At 56.2% G+C, this 17,387-nt stretch carries 18 protein-coding genes; 2 read left to right on the top strand and 16 right to left on the bottom strand.

Features of this window, described 5'->3' with window-relative positions:
• Positions 1–183: 183 nt before the first annotated feature.
• From MKY74_RS07120 to MKY74_RS07105, 4 genes are all read right to left on the bottom strand, one after another.
• Positions 184–1,485 carry a putative PEP-binding protein gene (locus tag MKY74_RS07120; protein ID WP_144025532.1) on the bottom strand — a complete coding sequence of 434 codons (1,302 nt, stop codon included), beginning with the start codon at positions 1,483–1,485 and terminating at the stop codon, positions 184–186.
• 338 nt (positions 1,486–1,823) lie between these two features.
• Positions 1,824–3,119, bottom strand: a complete 1,296-nt coding sequence (locus MKY74_RS07115; protein WP_076176155.1) for a homocysteine synthase — start codon at positions 3,117–3,119, stop codon at positions 1,824–1,826.
• 209 nt (positions 3,120–3,328) lie between these two features.
• Positions 3,329–3,919: a permease gene (locus MKY74_RS07110; protein ID WP_076176157.1), complete on the bottom strand. Its 591-nt coding sequence runs from the start codon at positions 3,917–3,919 to the stop codon at positions 3,329–3,331.
• A 119-nt stretch (positions 3,920–4,038) separates the two neighbouring features.
• Positions 4,039–4,668 (bottom strand): TetR/AcrR family transcriptional regulator, encoded by a 630-nt coding sequence (locus MKY74_RS07105; RefSeq protein ID WP_076176159.1) that lies wholly within the window; start codon positions 4,666–4,668, stop codon positions 4,039–4,041.
• 557 nt (positions 4,669–5,225) lie between these two features.
• Here MKY74_RS07105 and MKY74_RS07100 point away from each other — a divergent pair.
• Complete coding sequence (locus tag MKY74_RS07100) at positions 5,226–5,681, top strand: MarR family winged helix-turn-helix transcriptional regulator (protein ID WP_076176161.1); 456 nt, start codon at positions 5,226–5,228, stop codon at positions 5,679–5,681.
• A 175-nt stretch (positions 5,682–5,856) separates the two neighbouring features.
• On the opposite strand, the gene pruA is transcribed toward MKY74_RS07100, so the two are convergent.
• From pruA to MKY74_RS07040, 12 genes are all read right to left on the bottom strand, one after another.
• The gene (gene pruA, locus MKY74_RS07095; RefSeq protein ID WP_076176163.1) at positions 5,857–7,428 is read right to left on the bottom strand and encodes an L-glutamate gamma-semialdehyde dehydrogenase; all 1,572 of its coding nucleotides are present in this window, start codon (positions 7,426–7,428) and stop codon (positions 5,857–5,859) included.
• An 18-nt stretch (positions 7,429–7,446) separates the two neighbouring features.
• Complete coding sequence (locus MKY74_RS07090) at positions 7,447–8,361, bottom strand: proline dehydrogenase family protein (protein ID WP_076176165.1); 915 nt, start codon at positions 8,359–8,361, stop codon at positions 7,447–7,449.
• An 18-nt stretch (positions 8,362–8,379) separates the two neighbouring features.
• Complete coding sequence (rocF, locus tag MKY74_RS07085; RefSeq protein WP_076176167.1) at positions 8,380–9,279, bottom strand: arginase; 900 nt, start codon at positions 9,277–9,279, stop codon at positions 8,380–8,382.
• Between the two features lie 6 nt (positions 9,280–9,285).
• The gene (gene rocD / locus MKY74_RS07080; RefSeq protein WP_076176169.1) at positions 9,286–10,491 is read right to left on the bottom strand and encodes an ornithine--oxo-acid transaminase; all 1,206 of its coding nucleotides are present in this window, start codon (positions 10,489–10,491) and stop codon (positions 9,286–9,288) included.
• A gap of 202 nt (positions 10,492–10,693) precedes the next feature.
• Positions 10,694–11,020 carry a thioredoxin family protein gene (locus MKY74_RS07075; protein WP_076176171.1) on the bottom strand — a complete coding sequence of 109 codons (327 nt, stop codon included), beginning with the start codon at positions 11,018–11,020 and terminating at the stop codon, positions 10,694–10,696.
• A gap of 141 nt (positions 11,021–11,161) precedes the next feature.
• Positions 11,162–11,779, bottom strand: a complete 618-nt coding sequence (locus MKY74_RS07070) for a hypothetical protein (protein ID WP_076176173.1) — start codon at positions 11,777–11,779, stop codon at positions 11,162–11,164.
• A 215-nt stretch (positions 11,780–11,994) separates the two neighbouring features.
• Positions 11,995–12,591, bottom strand: coding sequence for a YdeI/OmpD-associated family protein (locus MKY74_RS07065; RefSeq protein ID WP_076176175.1), 597 nt, complete (start codon positions 12,589–12,591; stop codon positions 11,995–11,997).
• Positions 12,592–12,645: 54 nt separating this feature from the next.
• Positions 12,646–13,563, bottom strand: a complete 918-nt coding sequence (locus MKY74_RS07060) for an aldo/keto reductase (RefSeq protein ID WP_076176177.1) — start codon at positions 13,561–13,563, stop codon at positions 12,646–12,648.
• Between the two features lie 72 nt (positions 13,564–13,635).
• A complete protein-coding gene (locus MKY74_RS07055; protein WP_167372937.1) occupies positions 13,636–14,199 on the bottom strand; it encodes a class I SAM-dependent methyltransferase in 564 nt (187 codons plus the stop codon).
• A 365-nt stretch (positions 14,200–14,564) separates the two neighbouring features.
• A complete protein-coding gene (locus MKY74_RS07050; RefSeq protein ID WP_076176181.1) occupies positions 14,565–14,768 on the bottom strand; it encodes a hypothetical protein in 204 nt (67 codons plus the stop codon).
• Between the two features lie 310 nt (positions 14,769–15,078).
• Complete coding sequence (locus MKY74_RS07045; protein ID WP_076176183.1) at positions 15,079–15,819, bottom strand: SDR family NAD(P)-dependent oxidoreductase; 741 nt, start codon at positions 15,817–15,819, stop codon at positions 15,079–15,081.
• A 65-nt stretch (positions 15,820–15,884) separates the two neighbouring features.
• Positions 15,885–16,268 carry a tautomerase family protein gene (locus tag MKY74_RS07040; RefSeq protein ID WP_076176185.1) on the bottom strand — a complete coding sequence of 128 codons (384 nt, stop codon included), beginning with the start codon at positions 16,266–16,268 and terminating at the stop codon, positions 15,885–15,887.
• 138 nt (positions 16,269–16,406) lie between these two features.
• Between MKY74_RS07040 and MKY74_RS07035 the strand changes: the two genes are divergently transcribed.
• Positions 16,407–17,330 (top strand): LysR family transcriptional regulator, encoded by a 924-nt coding sequence (locus MKY74_RS07035; RefSeq protein ID WP_076176187.1) that lies wholly within the window; start codon positions 16,407–16,409, stop codon positions 17,328–17,330.
• Positions 17,331–17,387 lie beyond the last annotated feature (57 nt).

Genomic DNA, 17,387 nt, shown 5'->3' with positions numbered 1-17,387 from the left:
GTCAATACAGTAATTTTGTGTTAAGGAAACTTTTTGTTAATTACAGTATACGCGCCCTCCCATAAAAAGTAAACGGGGATGCTATTTTTTACGCAAAAAAATAGGCTTTAATGAATCCGAAGCAGGCCTTCCCACCCCAGTAATCATTAAGCCTATTGATTATTTATCCTATAAAGCGCGATGCTACGTTCTTCCCTGTGCGGATCTGCGCCTTAGTTCGTGCTGCCTTTCCAGGAGCTCCCACTGCGCTGCGGCGAGCCGCACGCCCGGCAGCTCGGAGGGAACCGTGCTGACCGCGTTCAGCCCCAAACGATAAACATAAGCGAGATCCGACGGTTTTACCGCCCCGGAGAGGCAGATCCGAATGGCCGGCTTCGTCCGGCGGATGCTGTACACCAGCTCCTCCAGCACGCTGTACGGAATGCCCGCACTGAGCACTTTTCCCCTCTCCTCTTCGCTGGCCAGGTATTCCATCAGCCAGGCCCCTTCATGCTTCCCGTTGATCACGATGAAATCCGCGAACCTGGCGATTTCCGCTGCCGCCGTTTCGCGAACGTCCCAATCCAGCATCGCTCCGACCCGGTATCTTAAGGATCTGCGCTGGTGACAAAGGGTTTCCTCGCCGACCCGATCGATAAACTCATGAATCCTATGAAAAACCTCCCCGTCCTCTGGATAAGGAACCAGCAGTTCCAGACTGCAGTCGATCCTTTGCATTTGGCAGGACTGGGCGGCCCGAAACAGGGCTTCCAGCTGAATATCCCGGAGCATATCAATGTCCAGCGCCGCGTCGCCTTTCAGCTTACGGTAGTCTTTCAGGCGTCCGGACACGAGAGCCACCGTCAGCGGCGCTCCCTGCAGGCTGTGCAGGAGATTCACCAGATGCCCCTTCCACCGGTTCATCAGCCGCTCCTGAATCTCCCGTTCGCGGCCGTCAACTCCCGGATCCCGATTGAGCCACTCCGCATAAATTTCCTTCAGATGGCCGGTTCTCAGCCACTCTTCTTCCCGAAGCAGCACTAGACCGGCCGCTCCGTCCAGGCGTTCGTTTTGCCGGTACAGGTAAGGAGCTTCTTCCGTATATACCCGCAAACTGCGCATGGAATCACTCCAATCCAGCAGCATTTCCGGGGTCGTGCCTTCCTCTGGCTTGGACCGGTATTCCTCCGCTTCCTGAAGGATTTCCCCAATCCGCTCGGAATCCGCGGACAGAAGCGCCTTCTCCCTCGTAATCGAGCCGATGGATGCAAGCTCTACCAGGGATGCGATCTCGGGAAGGGAGCCCGCCCTTGCATAGTCTCCGGCATCTTCCAAGTGGGGGGCATCCGATTCCTGGCGGCCGTTCTCCTCTTCCCTGCCGGAACGCCGGTCACGAGCGCTCCCGCCCATTTGTCCGCATGCCGGCTGGTGAACCGCTTCCACACCGCAAGGTGCGGGGCAGGAGCCGAATTGGCAGAAGCTGTTCTGACACCGTTCACCCTTCATTTTTGGCTGTCCACCCTCTCTTCAGAGATAAATGAGCTTCCACTTGCGTAAATTGCTGTACAGAATGAACTCAAGCAATTCATGTTGAAAGACTTGGATAAGCCGTTACAATGAGGGTTTTCATTCGAAACTTGAGTTCAATCTATATACCCTACAGAATATTAGCCGAAAGGGCGAAATATACGGAATTTGCGCGGTTTCCCAAGGAAAGCCTACGGGCGGAGAGCCCCCATTGGGCAAGCTTACGATTCACAACACAAAAAGCCGCCTCAAACGAGGCGGCTGATCAGGATAAGGACGGGATTTAACTTCTATAGCTTTATATAGCTTTGGATGGCTTAAGCTTGCTGGCTGGCCTCAATGGCCTGCTCCAAATCGTGCAAAATATCGTCAATCGCTTCCGTACCGATCGACAGCCGCAGCATTTCCGGGTTCACCCCGGCGGCCACCTGCTCCTCTTCCGACAGCTGCTGGTGCGTGGTGCTGGCCGGGTGGATGATCAGCGACTTCGAGTCGCCGACATTGGCCAAGTGGGAGAACAGCTTCACGTTCTCGATCACCTTGCGGCCTGCCTCCGTGCCGCCCTTGATGCCGAACGTCAGAATCGCTCCCTGTCCCTTCGGCAGGTACTTCTTCGCCAGTTCATGCGAAGGATGGCTTGCGAGCCCGGGGTAACTGACCCACTCTACCGCATCGTGGCTTTCCAGGAACTGCGCGACTTTCAGCGCATTCTCGCTGTGCCGCTCCATCCGCAGGTGCAGCGTTTCCAGGCCTTGAAGCAGCAGCCACGAGTTGAACGGGGAGATCGCCGATCCCATATCCCGGAGCAGCTGTACACGCGCCTTGATAATGTAGGCGATCGGGCCGACAGCTTCCGTATACACGACGCCGTGGTAGCTTGGATCCGGTTCGGTCAGTCCCGGGAACTTGCCGCTGGCCGCCCAGTCAAACTTGCCGCTGTCGACGATCACGCCGCCGATGGACGTGCCGTGGCCGCCGATGAACTTCGTTGCCGAGTGAACGACGACGTCAGCACCGTGCTCGATCGGACGCAGCAAATAAGGGCTCGGGAATGTATTGTCCACGATCAGTGGGATGCCGTTCTCATGGGCGATAGCGGCAACCGCCTCCACATCAAGCACATCCCCTTTCGGGTTGCCGATCGTTTCGGCGTACAGCGCTTTCGTCTTATCCGTAATGGCCGCGCGGAAATTTTCCGGGTTGCTGGCATCGACAAAGTGCACTTTAATGCCAAGCTTCGCCAGCGTATTGGCAAATAAATTATAGGTTCCACCGTACAGCGTTGAGGACGAGACGATCTCATCCCCGGCGCCGGCAATATTCAGGATGGAGAAGGTGATCGCCGCCTGTCCGGAGGAAACCGCCAACGCTCCGGCACCGCCTTCCAGGGCTGCAACGCGCTGCTCAAATACGTCGGTGGTCGGGTTCATAATGCGGGTATAAATGTTGCCGAACTCCTTCAGAGCAAACAGATTGGCGGCATGATCGCTGTCCTTGAATCCGTAAGACGTCGTTTGATAGAGCGGCACGGCACGCGAAAAAGTCGCAGGATCGATTTCCTGGCCTGCATGGACGGCGAGCGTTTCAATGGATAATGGGCGTTTCTCGGACATAGGTGGATCCTCCTTCATGTAACTGTGGAAAATGATTCCACACGCGAATTTTTTCATATTTTCTCATACTTTGTGAGGTTTGAAAAGAAGGAAATTATTATAAATCCGATAAAGTTTATTGGATTTATACATCCGAGAACGTGAGACCCAAACGCAGCGCATGGACAGACTGATCAAGAACATCCAAATTTCAGCAAAAGTCCGGAAGATCAAATCCCGATCAGATCGGATATAAACGAGCCCATCAGCAGGACGGCCATGACCGCAGCAGCCCATACCGCTTTGGCAGAAAAGGCGCCTCCGGCGATTTCCGGCGCGTTCCGTGCCCTTAATCGCACTGACCGATAATACATGACTGCACCCACGGCAATAAGAAGAACCTCCAAAGCGCCGCTGATGAAAGGCCATTTCCATAAGCCGAACCCCATCAAAGGCAATGAGCCCAGATTTCCCGGCAGAATCGGCATGTCACTCCGGTGCACCAGCAGATCGAGCAGCCAGTGGCTGAAGACCACGCCGCCGATAACCCATGCACTTCGCTTTCCCCATAGCCTCCACGCGCCAAGGCCGGCAAGCAGGGCGATGATCAGCGCACTGACCAGCGAATGCGTATAGTCTGCATGGATAACGGCTCCGCCGTATCCTCCACCATCCGTTTCCACGGTTGTCTCCATTCCCGTAAGCAGCAGCGGCACAAAAATGACGTCAAGCAATTGCGTGCCCAGCATGATCGCCCACAGCGGAGTTTTGGGACTTGCGGCTTTGGCCGCTGCGGCGAGTCCAAAATGACCTGCGAACATCTTACTTCCCCTCCTTATTCGTCGTCCGGCCGATTCGGGAATCAAGCCAGCCGCAAACCACCGTAAACAAAAGCATCAGAACGATAAAGCTCATCCATCAACCTCTCCTTTGTGGATCGTTATTTATCCGGCGCATGTTGTGCGCGGAAGCCCAGCAGCAAAACCTCGATCGCTTCACGAAACGTGGGAAGCAAACGCTCCATCAATTCCTCGGCCGATTCTTCAGACAGCTGATAGGTGCCCACAATGCCATGAAGCAGGTAAAAATAAATCCGGGTGGCCGACAGCAGCCGCTCGCTTCCCTCCGGTAAATCCAGACACTGCCGGACAGCCTGCATCAGCAGACGGAACATCCCGTTACGGACGCGGTTAATCTCAAGTTCGGGCTCCGCTTCGTCCACCCTTACAGAGCGTGCCTCGAAAAAGATGCGGTGCATATTGCGGTGAATCAGGCAAAAGCGGATAAAATCCAGGCTGATTTGCCTCAATGCTTCTTCCGGCTCCAGCTTTCCGGACACCTTTTCCTCAATCTGCAGCTGCAATTCCGTTAACGCCGGGATGGACAGTTCGTGGAGCAGCGCCTCCTTATCTTCAAAATAAATGTAGATCGCTGTATGGGAGCAGCCCGCTTCCTTGGCCACTTCCCTCATGGTGACGGCATCGTACCCTTTGGCCGCGAAAAGCCGGCCGGCCGCATTCAAAATGTCCTGCTTGGTTTGTTCGGATCGAACTTGTTTTTTTCTGGGCATCTGGGTGTTTGTTCCTTTCGGTCTTTTTTAACTAACCAACGGTTACTTAATCTGTATGTTATAAATATAACCAACGGTTACTTTTGTGTCAATCCTTTTTTTAGGAGATCAGAAAGTATAAGTTTCAGAGCTTCTGTTTCCTGATCCCGCAAGAAAAACTTCCTCTAGACAGCGGTCTCCGGGCGCCTTATTGTACTTGCAGGCAAAAAAAAGAGCAGCCGCGTCGCGGCTGCCATAAAAAAAGGAATCCTGAGAGTTATAAAGAGAGTAATCGATGTCGAATTAAGCGAATGAATGGTTGCACATTCGGATCACATAATCCTATCGATTGATAAGTAAGAGCTTATTGGATATAAGCTTACTTTTAATAAGTGCATGGAAAAGTATATATCTTCCACAAGCGGTTTGTCAAGCACATACCGTCCCCATGGAACCCATCCGGTGAAAGTTGACGGTATCTTAAAATCAAACTAACATGTCATTAGGACCAATTAAATGCATGAACGGACGTTTCGAGCCGAGCCGGCTTGTCCGTTGCCTCCAGGAGGGAGATTAATTTGCATTCTACATCTACAGAACTCGCGACCCGATATTTTGAATTGATGGACAGACTTCCAAGAATTATAGATTATGCCGGTCTGGTTCGCCAGGTGAAGCTAAGCACGACAGAATCGTTTATACTTCAATATTTGCAAAATAGCGGCAGCCAGCGCGGAACGGACATCGTCAAGGTCACCGGCCTGACCACCAGCGCCATTACGCAAATCTGCGACAAGCTGGAGCAGGAAGAGCTTATCGTGCGCAGCCGCAGCGAGCAGGACCGCCGGTTCGTTAACATCTCGATTACGGACAAAGGCTCTGCGCTGCTGAAGAAGCTGGCGGAAATGAGCGCCGTCCGCATCGTCGAGACACTGGGAAATTTGACGGACGATGAAACCGAGCATCTGCTGGACACCATCCGTCAGCTTGGCGAACTCATTCAGCTGCAGCGGAATGAGCGGCAGGCACAGTGATCCCCCTCAACATGTGGATCTGAAGCAACAAGTTTGAATCCGAAGAAAAAGGGCTCTAGAAGCGTTGTACTTTCGAGAACAAACCCAATAAAAGCACCCTGAATTGCGGCGAAACGCCGGCAAGTCAAGGTGCTTTGTCATTTATCCAGGCATGACCCGCCACGGGAGTGCACGCTCAAGGAAGCTTGCGGGAGGTCACCTTCGCCTGGGTGAACAGCAGCAGGTAATCATGTCCGCCGGCTTTTGAGTCGGTCCCGGACATGTTGAAGCCGCCGAAGGGCTGGCCGCCAACGAGCGCACCGGTACACTTGCGGTTGACATACAAGTTGCCGCAGTGCATGCGTTCCAGCGCAGCCGAGATCCGGTTCTCGTCCGTCGAAAAGAACGATCCGGTCAATCCGAACTCCGTATCGTTATAAATCTCGATCGCTTCCTCCCAATCCCGTGCAGATACGACCGCCAGCACCGGTCCGAAGATCTCCTCCTGCATGATCCGTCCCTTGACCGGGACATCGGTAAAGATGGCCGGCCGGATATAATACCCGGCTTCCCCGATCTGTTCCCCGCCGGTCACGAGACGCCCTTCTTCCCTGCCGATCCCAATGTACTCCAAAATTTTGTCCCGCGACTTCTCATCAATGACCGGTCCGACCGGCGCGTTATCCTCTGGAGATCCCACCTCCAGCAGGTTGGTCAGCTCCGTCACGCGGGCAAGCACCTGATCGTAGACCGACTCGACGATGATCGCCCTCGACCCGGCGGAGCATTTCTGCCCCTGGTAGCCAAAAGCCGAGACCACGATGGCCTTCGCCGCCGCTTCCAGGTCCGCCGTCTCGTCCACCACGATGCCGTCTTTACCGCCCATCTCGGCGACGACCCGCTTGATCCAGATCTGCCCCTCAGCCTGCTCCGCGGCCAGCTTGTTGATCCGGAGGCCGACCTCCTTCGAGCCCGTGAAGCTGATGAACCGGGTCTGTGGATGCGCCGTCAGGTAATCGCCGATGACGGCCCCGCTTCCCGGCACAAAGTTGATGACCCCGTCCGGGAATCCGGCTTCCTTCATCAGCTTGAAAAACTGGTAGGCGATTACGGACGTGTTCGATGCGGGCTTGAGCAGGACGGTGTTGCCGGTCACCACCGCGGCCGTCGTCATGCCGGCGCATATAGCCAGCGGGAAATTCCACGGCGGGATAATAATGCCGACGCCCAGCGGGATGTACTGGAGCCGGTTCTCTTCTCCCGGCACCCGCGGCAGCGGCTGGTGCAGTGACGTCTCGCTGAGCCGGACGGCTTCCCTGGCGTAATACTCCATAAAATCGATCGCTTCCGCCGTATCCGCATCGGCCTCAGCCCAGTTTTTACCGGCTTCGACGACCATCCAGGCGGAAAACTCGTGCTTGCGCTGGCGCAGCAGGGAAGCCGCCTTGAGCAGCAGCGCCGCCCGCTCGGTGGCCGTCGTTCTTTTCCAGGTGGCAAAAGACCTTTGCGCCTGCTGCATCGCCTGCTCCGCAAGGTCGGTACCGGCCTGGCTCATCCGGCCGACCACCTCCCGCACATGGCCGGGATTCCGCGAGACCAGCTCCTGCTCCGTGTATACCTCTTTTCCGCCGATCACGACAGGATAACGATGTCCCAGCTGCCCTTTCACGGCGGCCAAAGCTTTCAGAAATGCTTCGCGGTGCTCCGGCTGGTTAAAATCGGTGAAGGGCTCATTTTGAAATGCGGCGCTCCAGGCAAACGAGTTCATGGCTACCTCACTCCCTTTTTACTTAAAAGTATTTTTGAGCACAAACCAGACATTGGCCGGCCGTTCCGCCAGCCTGCGCATGAAATACCCGAACCAGTCCACGCCGAACGGGACGTATACCCGGAACCGGTAGCCCTCCTCGACAAGCTTCAGCTGCAGTTCCTCGCAGATGCCGTACAGCATCTGAAACTCGAACCGGGAGCGCGGAATCCCCTCCTCTTCGATGAACCGTTTAGCCTCGCTGAGGATCCGCTCGTCATGGCTGGCGATCGCCGTGTAGCTGCCGGACCGCAGGTGCAGCTTGATCAGACGAATCAAATTGTCGTCCACGTCTTCCTTCCGGGGATACGCGACGCTTGCGGGCTCCTTGTACGCCCCTTTCACCAGGCGCAGATTGACCCCTTGGGCGCCCAGTTCCTTCACATCCTCCTCCGACCGGTACAAATACGACTGGATGACGATACCCACATTGTCATACCCGCCTCGCAGCTTCTTCAGCATGTCGATCGCCGGCTGGCAGTGGGCGTGGTCCTCCATGTCGATGCGCACGAACAGTCGGTAGCTCTGCGCCCTGGCCAAAATTCTCCGCATCAGCTCAAAGCATAAGTCCGGGCTCAGATCCAGACCGAGCGACGTCAGCTTGAGCGACAGGTTGGCCTGCACCTTGGACCGATGGATCGCATCCAGCGTTTTGAGGCACATGTCGGCCGTCTCGCGCACTTCCTCCTCGCTGCTCGTGAACTCCCCCAGGTAATCGAGGGTGGCCATCCGCCCGCTGGCGTTCAGCTTGCGGACGGCGTCGATCGCATGCTCGATCGATTCGCCCGCAACGAAGCGCCTGGCCCCGAGCCGGAGTCCGTACCGTTTGGCCCATCGGTTCGCCGCCCGGTTTTTGGCCAGCGTCAAAAACAAAGACTTCATGGCTTTCTCCAAGGAGACGCCTCCTTTCGCCTACAAAATCCGGCTGCCGAACAAGGAGCCGAGCAGCTCCACCGCCAGCTTCGAGGTCTGGTTGTTCCGGTCAAGGCTGGGATTGACCTCCACCATATCTACGGATGTGATGAGGCCGGATTCGCTCATCAGCTCCATAGCCAAGTGGGCTTCGCGGTAGCTGAGCCCGCCGCGGACCGGCGTGCCCGTTCCGGGCGCCTCAAACGGATCGACGCTGTCGATGTCGAAGCTGACGTGCAGGCCGTCCGTGCCGGTCCCGGCGATCCGCAGCGCCTCCTGCACGACATGCTCGATGCCCAGCCGGTCGATCTCGTACATCGTGAAGCAGGTGATGCCCCGCGAGCGAATGAGCGTCTTCTCGTCCCGGTCCAGATCACGGGCGCCGATGATGACGCAGTTCTCCGGCTTCAGTTGAACGGCGCCGGGCAGGATCTGCGTCAGCTTCAGCTGCGTTAAGCCGAGGGCGGCTGCCAGGGGAATGCCGTGCATGTTCCCGGATGGACTGGTGATCTCGGTGTTCAGGTCCGAATGCGCATCCACCCAGATGACGCCCATGTTCGGGTAATGCCGGCTGAGCCCTGCCAGCGAGCCCATGGCGATGCTGTGGTCCCCCCCAAGCATGAGGGGAATGCTCCCGGCTGACGCCGCCGACGCCGCCTCCCGCGCCAGCTGTGAGCAGACTGCCATGACCTGGTCCACATGCTTCATACGCGTGGTGGGATAGGGCGTCAGGCTGGTGGGCAGCTGGATCCTCCGCCCGGCGTCCACATCGTAGCCGAGCTGCTCCAGCTTTTTGACCAGACCGAACTTCAGGATGCTGTCCGGCCCTTGCTCGCTTCCCGGCCGTCCCGCCCCGTAACCGAACGGTACGCTGATAATCGAAATGGTTGGTTGCCCCATACGTTTTCACGCCCTCCCTTGACCGGTAAATACCTCCCCAATTCGGCTGAGCGCAAATTCTAGTTCTTCTTCGGACAGGATGAGCGGCGGCGCAAACCGGATCGTGGTATCATGGGTTTCCTTGCATAACAGGCCGATGCGGGCCAGCGCCTCGCAGTAAGGTCTTGCCGCCACAGACAGCTGCAGCCCGATCAGCAGGCCGCGACCGCGGACCGAGACGATATCGGGATGGGAGATCGATGTAATCTTTTTCATAAACAGGCGCCCAAGCGTTTCGGCACGCTCCGCCAGCTTCTCCTCCTCGAGCACTTCCAGTGCAGCGGCCGCCACCGTGGAAGCCAGCGGATTGCCGCCAAAGGTCGAGCCGTGCGAACCCGGTTCAAACACGTCCATAATCTCCCGGTCTGCCGCGACGGCCGAAACGGGCAGCACGCCCCCGCCGAGGGCTTTGCCAAGGATGTACACGTCCGGAACGACGCCCTCCCAATCGCAGGCAAAGCGGCGTCCCGTCCGGCCGAGCCCCGTCTGAATTTCGTCGGCCATCAGCAGCACCTGATGACGGCGGCACAGCTCCCGCACCTGGGTTAAATAGCCTTCAGGCGGCATCACGATCCCGGCCTCACCCTGAATCGGCTCCACAAGAAAAGCCGCCGTGTTCGGCGTAATAGCCTGCTCCAGCGCGGAAGCATCGCCGTAAGGGATGATCCGGAAGCCGGGTGTGAACGGCCCGAAATCCCGTTTATACGCCTCTTCGGAGGAGAACGAGGTGACGCTCAGCGTACGCCCGTGAAAGTTTCCGGTACAGACAATGATCTCGGCTTGATTCTCCGGAATGCCCTTGATCCGGTAGCCCCATCGCCTAGCCATTTTCAGCGCGGTTTCCACCGCTTCGGCGCCCGTGTTCATCGCCAGAATCTTGTCCTTGCCGGTATATGCCGCCAGCTTGCTCACAAAGATGCCGAACGCCTCGCTCTGAAACGCCCGCGATGTAAGAGTCACCTTGCCGGCCTGTTCCTGCAGCGCCTGCATGATTTTGGGGTGCCTGTGGCCGTGATTGAGGGCGGAATATGCGCTGAGCATATCCATATACCGATGTCCGTTCAAATCCTCAACCCATACGCCCTCCGCCATATGAATGACGATCGGCAGCGGATAGTAATTGTTGGCGCTGTGCTCATCCATCATTTGCAGAATCTCGTCTGTCGTTGCCATGGCTGCACATCCTTCTCTTGGCATCATGTTCTCACCCTATGTGTATTGCTCTCCATTTCATTTCATGTTTGTAAAAATCCCGTAACGGGTGTATGCCAAATAACCCGATGGGGCGGGCTTTTCCAAAAGAAAAAGCACCCTCCGTCTTCACGTTCTACCGTGAATCGGGGGTGCTTGGCCGATGGCTTCAGTTCATTGCAAATTATTGCTTGGACTCCAGCGTTTGAAGGTATTCCGATACTTCACCAGGCGTTTTGGCGAATTTGCTGTGCAGATGGGCGATTTTCTTCCCGTCCTTGTACACGAGCAAACTTGGGATGCCGCGCACATCGTTCTGGGAAGATACGTCCTCCAACTGCTCTACATCCAGTGCATAAAATTTCTTATCCGGATGTTTGGCCATGATGTCCGGCATAAATTTATCGAGCGTTTTGCAGTCCGGGCACCAGGTTGCATCGTACTTGATGACCGTGATGCCGTCCCCTTGAATCAGTTCGTTATATTGGGCTTCCGTTTGAATACGTTCCATGATCCTATCCCCTTTGTCCATTAGTCGGTATACAGCGGTCCGGCAGGCTGCCGGACACCCGGCGATGTAAGTGTAACCAAAATCATTACAATTCAGCCGTTACCTGTATTGTATCCGTTTATGAACGATTTTGCAAAGGACTTACATGGAATGCATCTCATGCCCCGTTACCGGAACTTCTCCGGCAGGGACCGAATGGCTGAATATAGCTGCAGCGCAGAGGGTCACGACCGGCAGGATAATATACAGCATCCAAAAGGACAGCCGGATCGGCATCAGAGCGGGCACCTGTCCAGCCCCTTCCGTCCGCTCTTCTTCGTCCGCAGCCTCCCGGGCTTTGTATTTCTGGTTATGGATCAAATACATGACCATGGCGGTCATCGCAATAAACAGCGCATCCATAATAAACAGCATGACGTCCCACCTTGCCCGGGGAATCATCTCGCCGAGCATAGCGCCATGCAGTCCGCCCATGATCCCCCCGCCGATGCCCTCAATGACCGCCAGCAGATGGAGCGGCTTGCCGACCAAATAGCCAATCGCAAAGCAAAACAGCACCGACAGGCCGGTAGACAGTACGAGGTCGCCGGCAAACATCATGCCCAGGATGACCCCGATCGTCAAGTTGGAGATCAGCCCTGTCGTCATCGCCACCATGTTGCCGGTCATGTTTAAAAGATGCTGCCGGTGAATTTGGACATACCCGATACATACCGCCGTATACACCAAAACCATCACCACGCTAATATTTAACAGCATGAAGCAAAACCCGCCTTTCTGGATGCGGCTATTCAGGTTTGGCCGCCCCGCCCCTTCCGCCTTTTTCCGATGATTCAGCTATAAACAGCCTATTCGGAAGAGCACCGTAATATTCAGGCAGGAAAGCGCTGCTGCAGCAGGTCAAAGAACGGGCAAAGCCTCCGTCGTTGACGGAGGCTTTGGCTGATCATGGTGACTGAGGACTGATGCACAATTTAAGGATATATTTTTTCGCCTTTTTCCAGCATGTCGATAAACTGGTCGATTCGTTTAGCCCTCGTTTCGGGCTTCTTGGCGCTCTGGACCCGGAATAAGACGGCGTATTTGTTGCGGCTGTCCAGCGTCGCAAAAAAGGCTGCCGCATCCGGATGCTCCTCGAACTTCCGCTCCAGATCCTCGGGAATTTGCGACCGGCTCTGGGATGCATAGGCCTGCTCCCACTGGCCTTTTTGTTTGGCTTCCTCGATCGCCGCAAGACCGGCCGGCTTCATCCGGCCTTCTGTGACAAGGCGCTCCGCCTTCTCCTTGTTGATCTTGGACCAGATGCTCCTCGGTCCGCGCGGGCCGAACCGCTGAATCCAATACGTCTCGTCCCAGGCCTCCTTGCGGCTGTCGATCCAGCCGTAGCAGAGTGCAATCTCTAATGCTTCGTCATACGTGATGGATGGGATGCCGGATCCCTTCTTGGCCATCTGCAGCCGAATGCCGCGTGAATCGGCATGATGCGCTTCGAGCCACTCCTCCCATGCCTGCTGACTCTCAAAAAAGATCACGGGCAGTTCTTCCCGCCCTTCTCCTGTTTTACTGGACATAAGTAGGTCTGCTCCTCCTTTAATCAGGAATGTGCCGAACGCCTGCTTCCCTGTTTATTTCCACGCCCGCGGATGCGTATCCTGGACCATATCGAGGTCCGCAGCGGCCGCATTGGCCTCGACCTGCTCCGGGCTCTTGCAGCCCGGGATCACGCAGTCCACGGCGGGGTTCTGCAGACACCAGGCCAAGGCCCACTGGGCCATGCCCACGCCTTCGGGCACCTCGGTCCGCTGGATTTCCTCCACCTCGCGGAGGCGGGCATCGATGTTGTCGCGCTCATGCCGTTTGCGCACGTTATCCTGGAACACGGCGCCGGGCTTGTACTTGCCGCTTAGATAACCGCTGGCCAGCGGCACTCTCGCAAGGACGCCCAGATCCTGCTCGGTGCAGGACGGAAAGACACGCTCTTCCGGTTTCCGGTCGAGCCGGTTGTACACGACCTGAATCGCTTTGGCGTTCAGCTCCGTCGCCCGGGAAGTCTGCTCCAGGTTATCGTTGCTGCCGATGGAAATGCCGAGGTTGCGGATTTTCCCGGCCTGCACCTGCTTGTCCAGCAGTGTCCACAGATCGTCGTTGTGAAATACTTCATCCGAGCCCGAGTGGAACTGGTACAGGTCGATATAGTCCGTTTGCAGCGCTTTCAAGGATTCATCCAACTGGACGAGAACTTCATCTGCAGACCAGGCGTTTTCCCAATGATCATGCCAGCGGTGGCCGAATTTCGAAGCCACAACCCAGTCCTCGCGGCGGTCCCGCTTCAGAAAGTTTCCGATGAGGCTCTCGGACAGGTGATGCGGACCATAGCATTCCGCCGTGTCGATCAGGTTGATGCCCAAATCCTTCGCCTTATGCAAAATGGCGTCTGCCTCCTGCTGGTTAAAGTCCTTCCCCCAGTCTCCCCCGAACTGCCATGTTCCTACACCGACCACCGATACCTTCAATTCCGTTTTTCCAAGCCGTCTGTATTTCATTCTCAAGCCACCTCTCCTGTGAATGGGTTTGCATTTTTAGCGCTGCACAGCTTCCGCCGGGCGATACACACGTTATTTCTGAAAAACGATGCTGTAATACTTGTCTGACCACGGCTGTCTGCTGAGCACCTTGAGGCCAAGCTCCTCTCCCATGCGGGCCATGTCCGATGAGGAGATGCGGTGATCCGACGGCGGTTCGCTGTCCGGATAAGCCCATTCCACGCAGAGCGCCTTGCCTCCTTTTTTGAGAACGCGCTGCACTTCCTTCAATCCCTGCTCATGCGGCTCGGCAATATGCAGGACGAGGGACAGGATCATCACGTCCACGCTTTCTTCCTCTAGCGGAATCTGTTCTGCCGTTCCCTGAATCAGCCGAATATTCGTAACGCCCCGCTCTTCCGAACGGGTCTTCAGCATGTCCAGCATCTGCGGATGGGTATCCAGCGCATAGACCGTTCCGGAAGTTCGTGCCGCCGCCGGAAACGTGAAGTAACCGCTGCCTGCCCCCACATCCAGCAAGTCTTCGTGCCCGGACAACTCCAGCAGGTCCAGCAGCTTCTCCGGGGGAAGCTTCTCCAGGCGTTCCGGGCTCTCCAGCCGCGCGATCAGCGTCGGGTCGTACTCTTCTGCAGCCACTTGCTCATCCTCCTTGTCGGATATCCCCATATGAGATATCACCCTTATTTTCTTCATCCTACCATTATCAGCCATAGAGACACAATCGCCTAGCGGTGCATGCCCCGGAGAAAGCTCCCGATCCCAAGCCTTCCTCCTGTGCAGGCCTCAAGCAAGGCGTCCAAGGGATGGGTAACGACGGTATGGATGCTCAGGCCGGGGAAATGAGATCGACTGAGAACGGCTGAAAAACTTCGGATTGGGCGGGTATTTCTAACGATGCAAAATTTTTGACGATGCAAAGGATGCAGAGAATGCAAAGCAAAAAGGCAGCCTGTTCAGGCTGCCACTTGGAAGTTACTCCTGGTCTGCAAGTATATCCTGCGCTAATCCGGTTCTCTCTCCGAATGCTGTACCGAACCACCGGTTTCTGTACTTTGCCGCTCCGAGTCACCGGTTCCCGCATCCCCCTGCTCCGCACACGGGAAGCATTTCAACGACTGGTCCTCCAGCACCACGCCATTCAAAAAACCGTTCTCGCAATAAATGTCCCTGCCGCAATCGCGGCATTTGCCGATCCATTCGCGCATCGGGCAATCCCTCCTGACCCCGCGGATTCTAACCGCGGCTGGTATAATCCGTCTTTTCCAAGTGGAGCTAAGATCAGGTTACCTCGTTTGGAGTCCTTCACGCAACGGATATGCTGTGGATATACCATGGATATTCTGTGGATATGCTGTTATTTACTGTGGATATGATGTGGATATGTTGTGAAACACTTCGGAGGTGCGGAAGATTTTGCATCTACGATCCCGAAATCCCCTTGTTCTCGCGACGTACGGCCGGCCGCTCGCCTCTTTTACAATTCTGCCGCTCCTTCTGCCCGATGCGATATCCTTTTTACATCGTCTGCCCTGCATCCACCGTGATGACCTGCCCGGTCAGCGAATCCTGTTCGACCACGGCACAGATCATATGGGCGATATCTTCGGGCGAAGAAATCCGATTCAGCAGCAAGGAGCCTGCCAGCTGCTCCATCTGCTGCTCGCGCCCGGCCCACCATCGGGTGGCCACCGCCCCCGGCGCGACGCTGCTCACGCGAATCTCCGGGGCCAGCGCCCTGGCGAGCGAGCGGGTCAGTCCATGCACCGCGGCCTTGGACACGGCATACGGCAGTGAAGAACCGCTGCCCGTAATGCCGGCGATGCTCCCCAGGTTAACGATAACGCCTTGCTTTTGCTTTTTCATCTCGGCAGCTGCCGCCCTGGCGCAGTAGAACATCCCTTTCACGTTGACCTGGTAGAGCTCATCCCACGCCTCATCGTTCACGGATTCCAGGTCATTCATGGCAATATACCGGGTAATGCTGGCGTTATTAATCAAAATATCGACCGAACCGAACTCCCTGGCGGCTCTGCCTACCATTGCCTGAACCTCTGCCTCTTTAGCTACATTGGCTTGGACCGCAACGGCTGTGCCGCCGCCCTCTTGAATGGTTCGCACCGTTTCCTCCGCGTCTTCCCGCGACCGGGAGTAATTGACAACCACGCGGGCTCCCCGCTTCGCCAGCTCAATGGACACCGCTCTCCCGATTCCGGTTCCCCCGCCCGTGACGATCGCTGTTTTATGCTGAATGTTCATGTGATCAGCTCTCCTTTCAAATTCCAAAATTGGGTCAGAAATTCATTGATGTCTTTCAAATCCTATCACGGGGCCATCTGCGCGATGCCGTTGCCGAACGACCAGTTTTCTGCCGTATTTTCCGTTAAAATGATCATGACGTCCTGCGGCCGGATGCCCGCTGATTGCTGCAGCCTTTCTGCGATGGCGGCATACAGCGCCTTTTTCTTCGCAAGCGTCCGCCCCTCTTTCAGCGTAATCTGTATAAATATCTGTCCCTCGGACCGTTCTACGTTTAAGTAACTGCGGTCGTACAGCAGCTCCCCTGCCCCATGCCGGGTAATCACCTGAAAATAATCGTCTCCCGGGACGTCGATCGTGTCCACCATCGCCTGATGAATGGAGCGGCTGATCACAGCCAGTTCTTCTTCCGAGGGCCCCTGCCCTACATCTATCCGCACAAATGGCATGTTCCATAACCTCCTGTAGCTTCCGTTTTCTTTCTGCCGGCAATGATATTGTAATCCCGGGGATCATATTTGTATAATTGAATTAAATAAACGACGAATTCAAAAATATTGAACCATACAGCAGGAGGCAAACATATCATGGACCTGAAAGCTGTCAAAACCTTTCACCGGATCGTCGCCCTTGGCGGCTTTAACCGGGCGGCCGAAGAATTGAATTACGCCCAATCCACCGTCACGATGCAAATCCAGAAGCTCGAGTCGGAGCTCGGCGTCCGGTTGATCGAACGGGGCAAAACCTTTCAGCTCACCGAAGCAGGCCGCCTTTTTCACGAGCAGAGCGCACATATCGTCAAGGATGTGGAGCAGCTTCAAGGCACCATGAAGGAGCTGCTGTCGGGGGAAGCAGGCCATCTCCGTCTTGGCGTCGTAGAGCCCATTGCCAGCTACCGGCTGCCGGAGATCCTCGCTTCTTTTCTGCGCGATTACCCCAATATACGGGTATCCGTGACGATTTCCAGCTCGCCCCAGCTGAACGAGCAGGTGCTGCGGGGAGATCTGGACATGGCGATTTGTTCTCCTCCCCAGCTCGGTGCCGGGCTTTATTATGAACCGCTGCTGACCGAACATTTTATCGTCCTCATGCCGGAGGATCATCCGCTGGCTTCCAGGGAGCTCGTCACTCCCGCCGATCTTAGAGGGCATCGCCTGCTGATCACGCAGGCCGACTGCCCTTACCGCCGGAAGCTTGAAATGATCATGCAGGAGCCGGGCGGCCCGCCTATGGATGCGATGGAAATCGGCAGCATGGCTGCGCTGAAATTTTACGTGCAGAGCGGATTGGGCGCTGCCCTCGTGCCGCTGACCGTTCTGCAGCCTGCACCTGCCGGAACAGTAATCCGTCCTTTTAAAGGCAATGCCGTCAACATCACCTGCGGTTATGTATGCCGGTCGGCTGAATACCCGCCGCGCTTGGCCGCCTCCAGGCTATATGAGGCTCTGCAGCGGGGGCTGCCGCAGGCAGAGGCGGAGGAAACCTCCGAGGCAATCCGGCGGAATGCATAGATTTGATCCATGACAACAATCGAGCCCACGCAAACAAGCCCATTTCCTCGAAATGGG

Source organism: Paenibacillus sp. FSL R5-0378 (assembly GCF_038009285.1).
Taxonomy (GTDB): Bacteria; Bacillota; Bacilli; order Paenibacillales; family Paenibacillaceae; genus Paenibacillus_AQ; species Paenibacillus_AQ favisporus.
This window is presented reverse-complemented; position numbering and strand designations above follow the sequence as displayed.

What these genes read in the sequence shown, in the direction of transcription:
- MKY74_RS07040 (WP_076176185.1), bottom strand. Translation starts at nt 16,268, where the DNA reads ATGCCATTTGTGCGGATAGATGTAGGGCAGGGGCCCTCGGAAGAAGAA.
- MKY74_RS07075 (WP_076176171.1), bottom strand. Translation starts at nt 11,020, where the DNA reads ATGGAACGTATTCAAACGGAAGCCCAATATAACGAACTGATTCAAGGG.
- MKY74_RS07115 (WP_076176155.1), bottom strand. Translation starts at nt 3,119, where the DNA reads ATGTCCGAGAAACGCCCATTATCCATTGAAACGCTCGCCGTCCATGCA.
- pruA (WP_076176163.1), bottom strand. Translation starts at nt 7,428, where the DNA reads ATGAACTCGTTTGCCTGGAGCGCCGCATTTCAAAATGAGCCCTTCACC.
- MKY74_RS07035 (WP_076176187.1), top strand. Translation starts at nt 16,407, where the DNA reads ATGGACCTGAAAGCTGTCAAAACCTTTCACCGGATCGTCGCCCTTGGC.
- rocF (WP_076176167.1), bottom strand. Translation starts at nt 9,279, where the DNA reads ATGGGGCAACCAACCATTTCGATTATCAGCGTACCGTTCGGTTACGGG.
- MKY74_RS07065 (WP_076176175.1), bottom strand. Translation starts at nt 12,591, where the DNA reads ATGTCCAGTAAAACAGGAGAAGGGCGGGAAGAACTGCCCGTGATCTTT.
- MKY74_RS07110 (WP_076176157.1), bottom strand. Translation starts at nt 3,919, where the DNA reads ATGTTCGCAGGTCATTTTGGACTCGCCGCAGCGGCCAAAGCCGCAAGT.
- MKY74_RS07120 (WP_144025532.1), bottom strand. Translation starts at nt 1,485, where the DNA reads ATGAAGGGTGAACGGTGTCAGAACAGCTTCTGCCAATTCGGCTCCTGC.
- MKY74_RS07050 (WP_076176181.1), bottom strand. Translation starts at nt 14,768, where the DNA reads ATGCGCGAATGGATCGGCAAATGCCGCGATTGCGGCAGGGACATTTAT.
- MKY74_RS07105 (WP_076176159.1), bottom strand. Translation starts at nt 4,668, where the DNA reads ATGCCCAGAAAAAAACAAGTTCGATCCGAACAAACCAAGCAGGACATT.
- MKY74_RS07060 (WP_076176177.1), bottom strand. Translation starts at nt 13,563, where the DNA reads ATGAAATACAGACGGCTTGGAAAAACGGAATTGAAGGTATCGGTGGTC.
- rocD (WP_076176169.1), bottom strand. Translation starts at nt 10,491, where the DNA reads ATGGCAACGACAGACGAGATTCTGCAAATGATGGATGAGCACAGCGCC.
- MKY74_RS07045 (WP_076176183.1), bottom strand. Translation starts at nt 15,819, where the DNA reads ATGAACATTCAGCATAAAACAGCGATCGTCACGGGCGGGGGAACCGGA.
- MKY74_RS07070 (WP_076176173.1), bottom strand. Translation starts at nt 11,779, where the DNA reads ATGCTGTTAAATATTAGCGTGGTGATGGTTTTGGTGTATACGGCGGTA.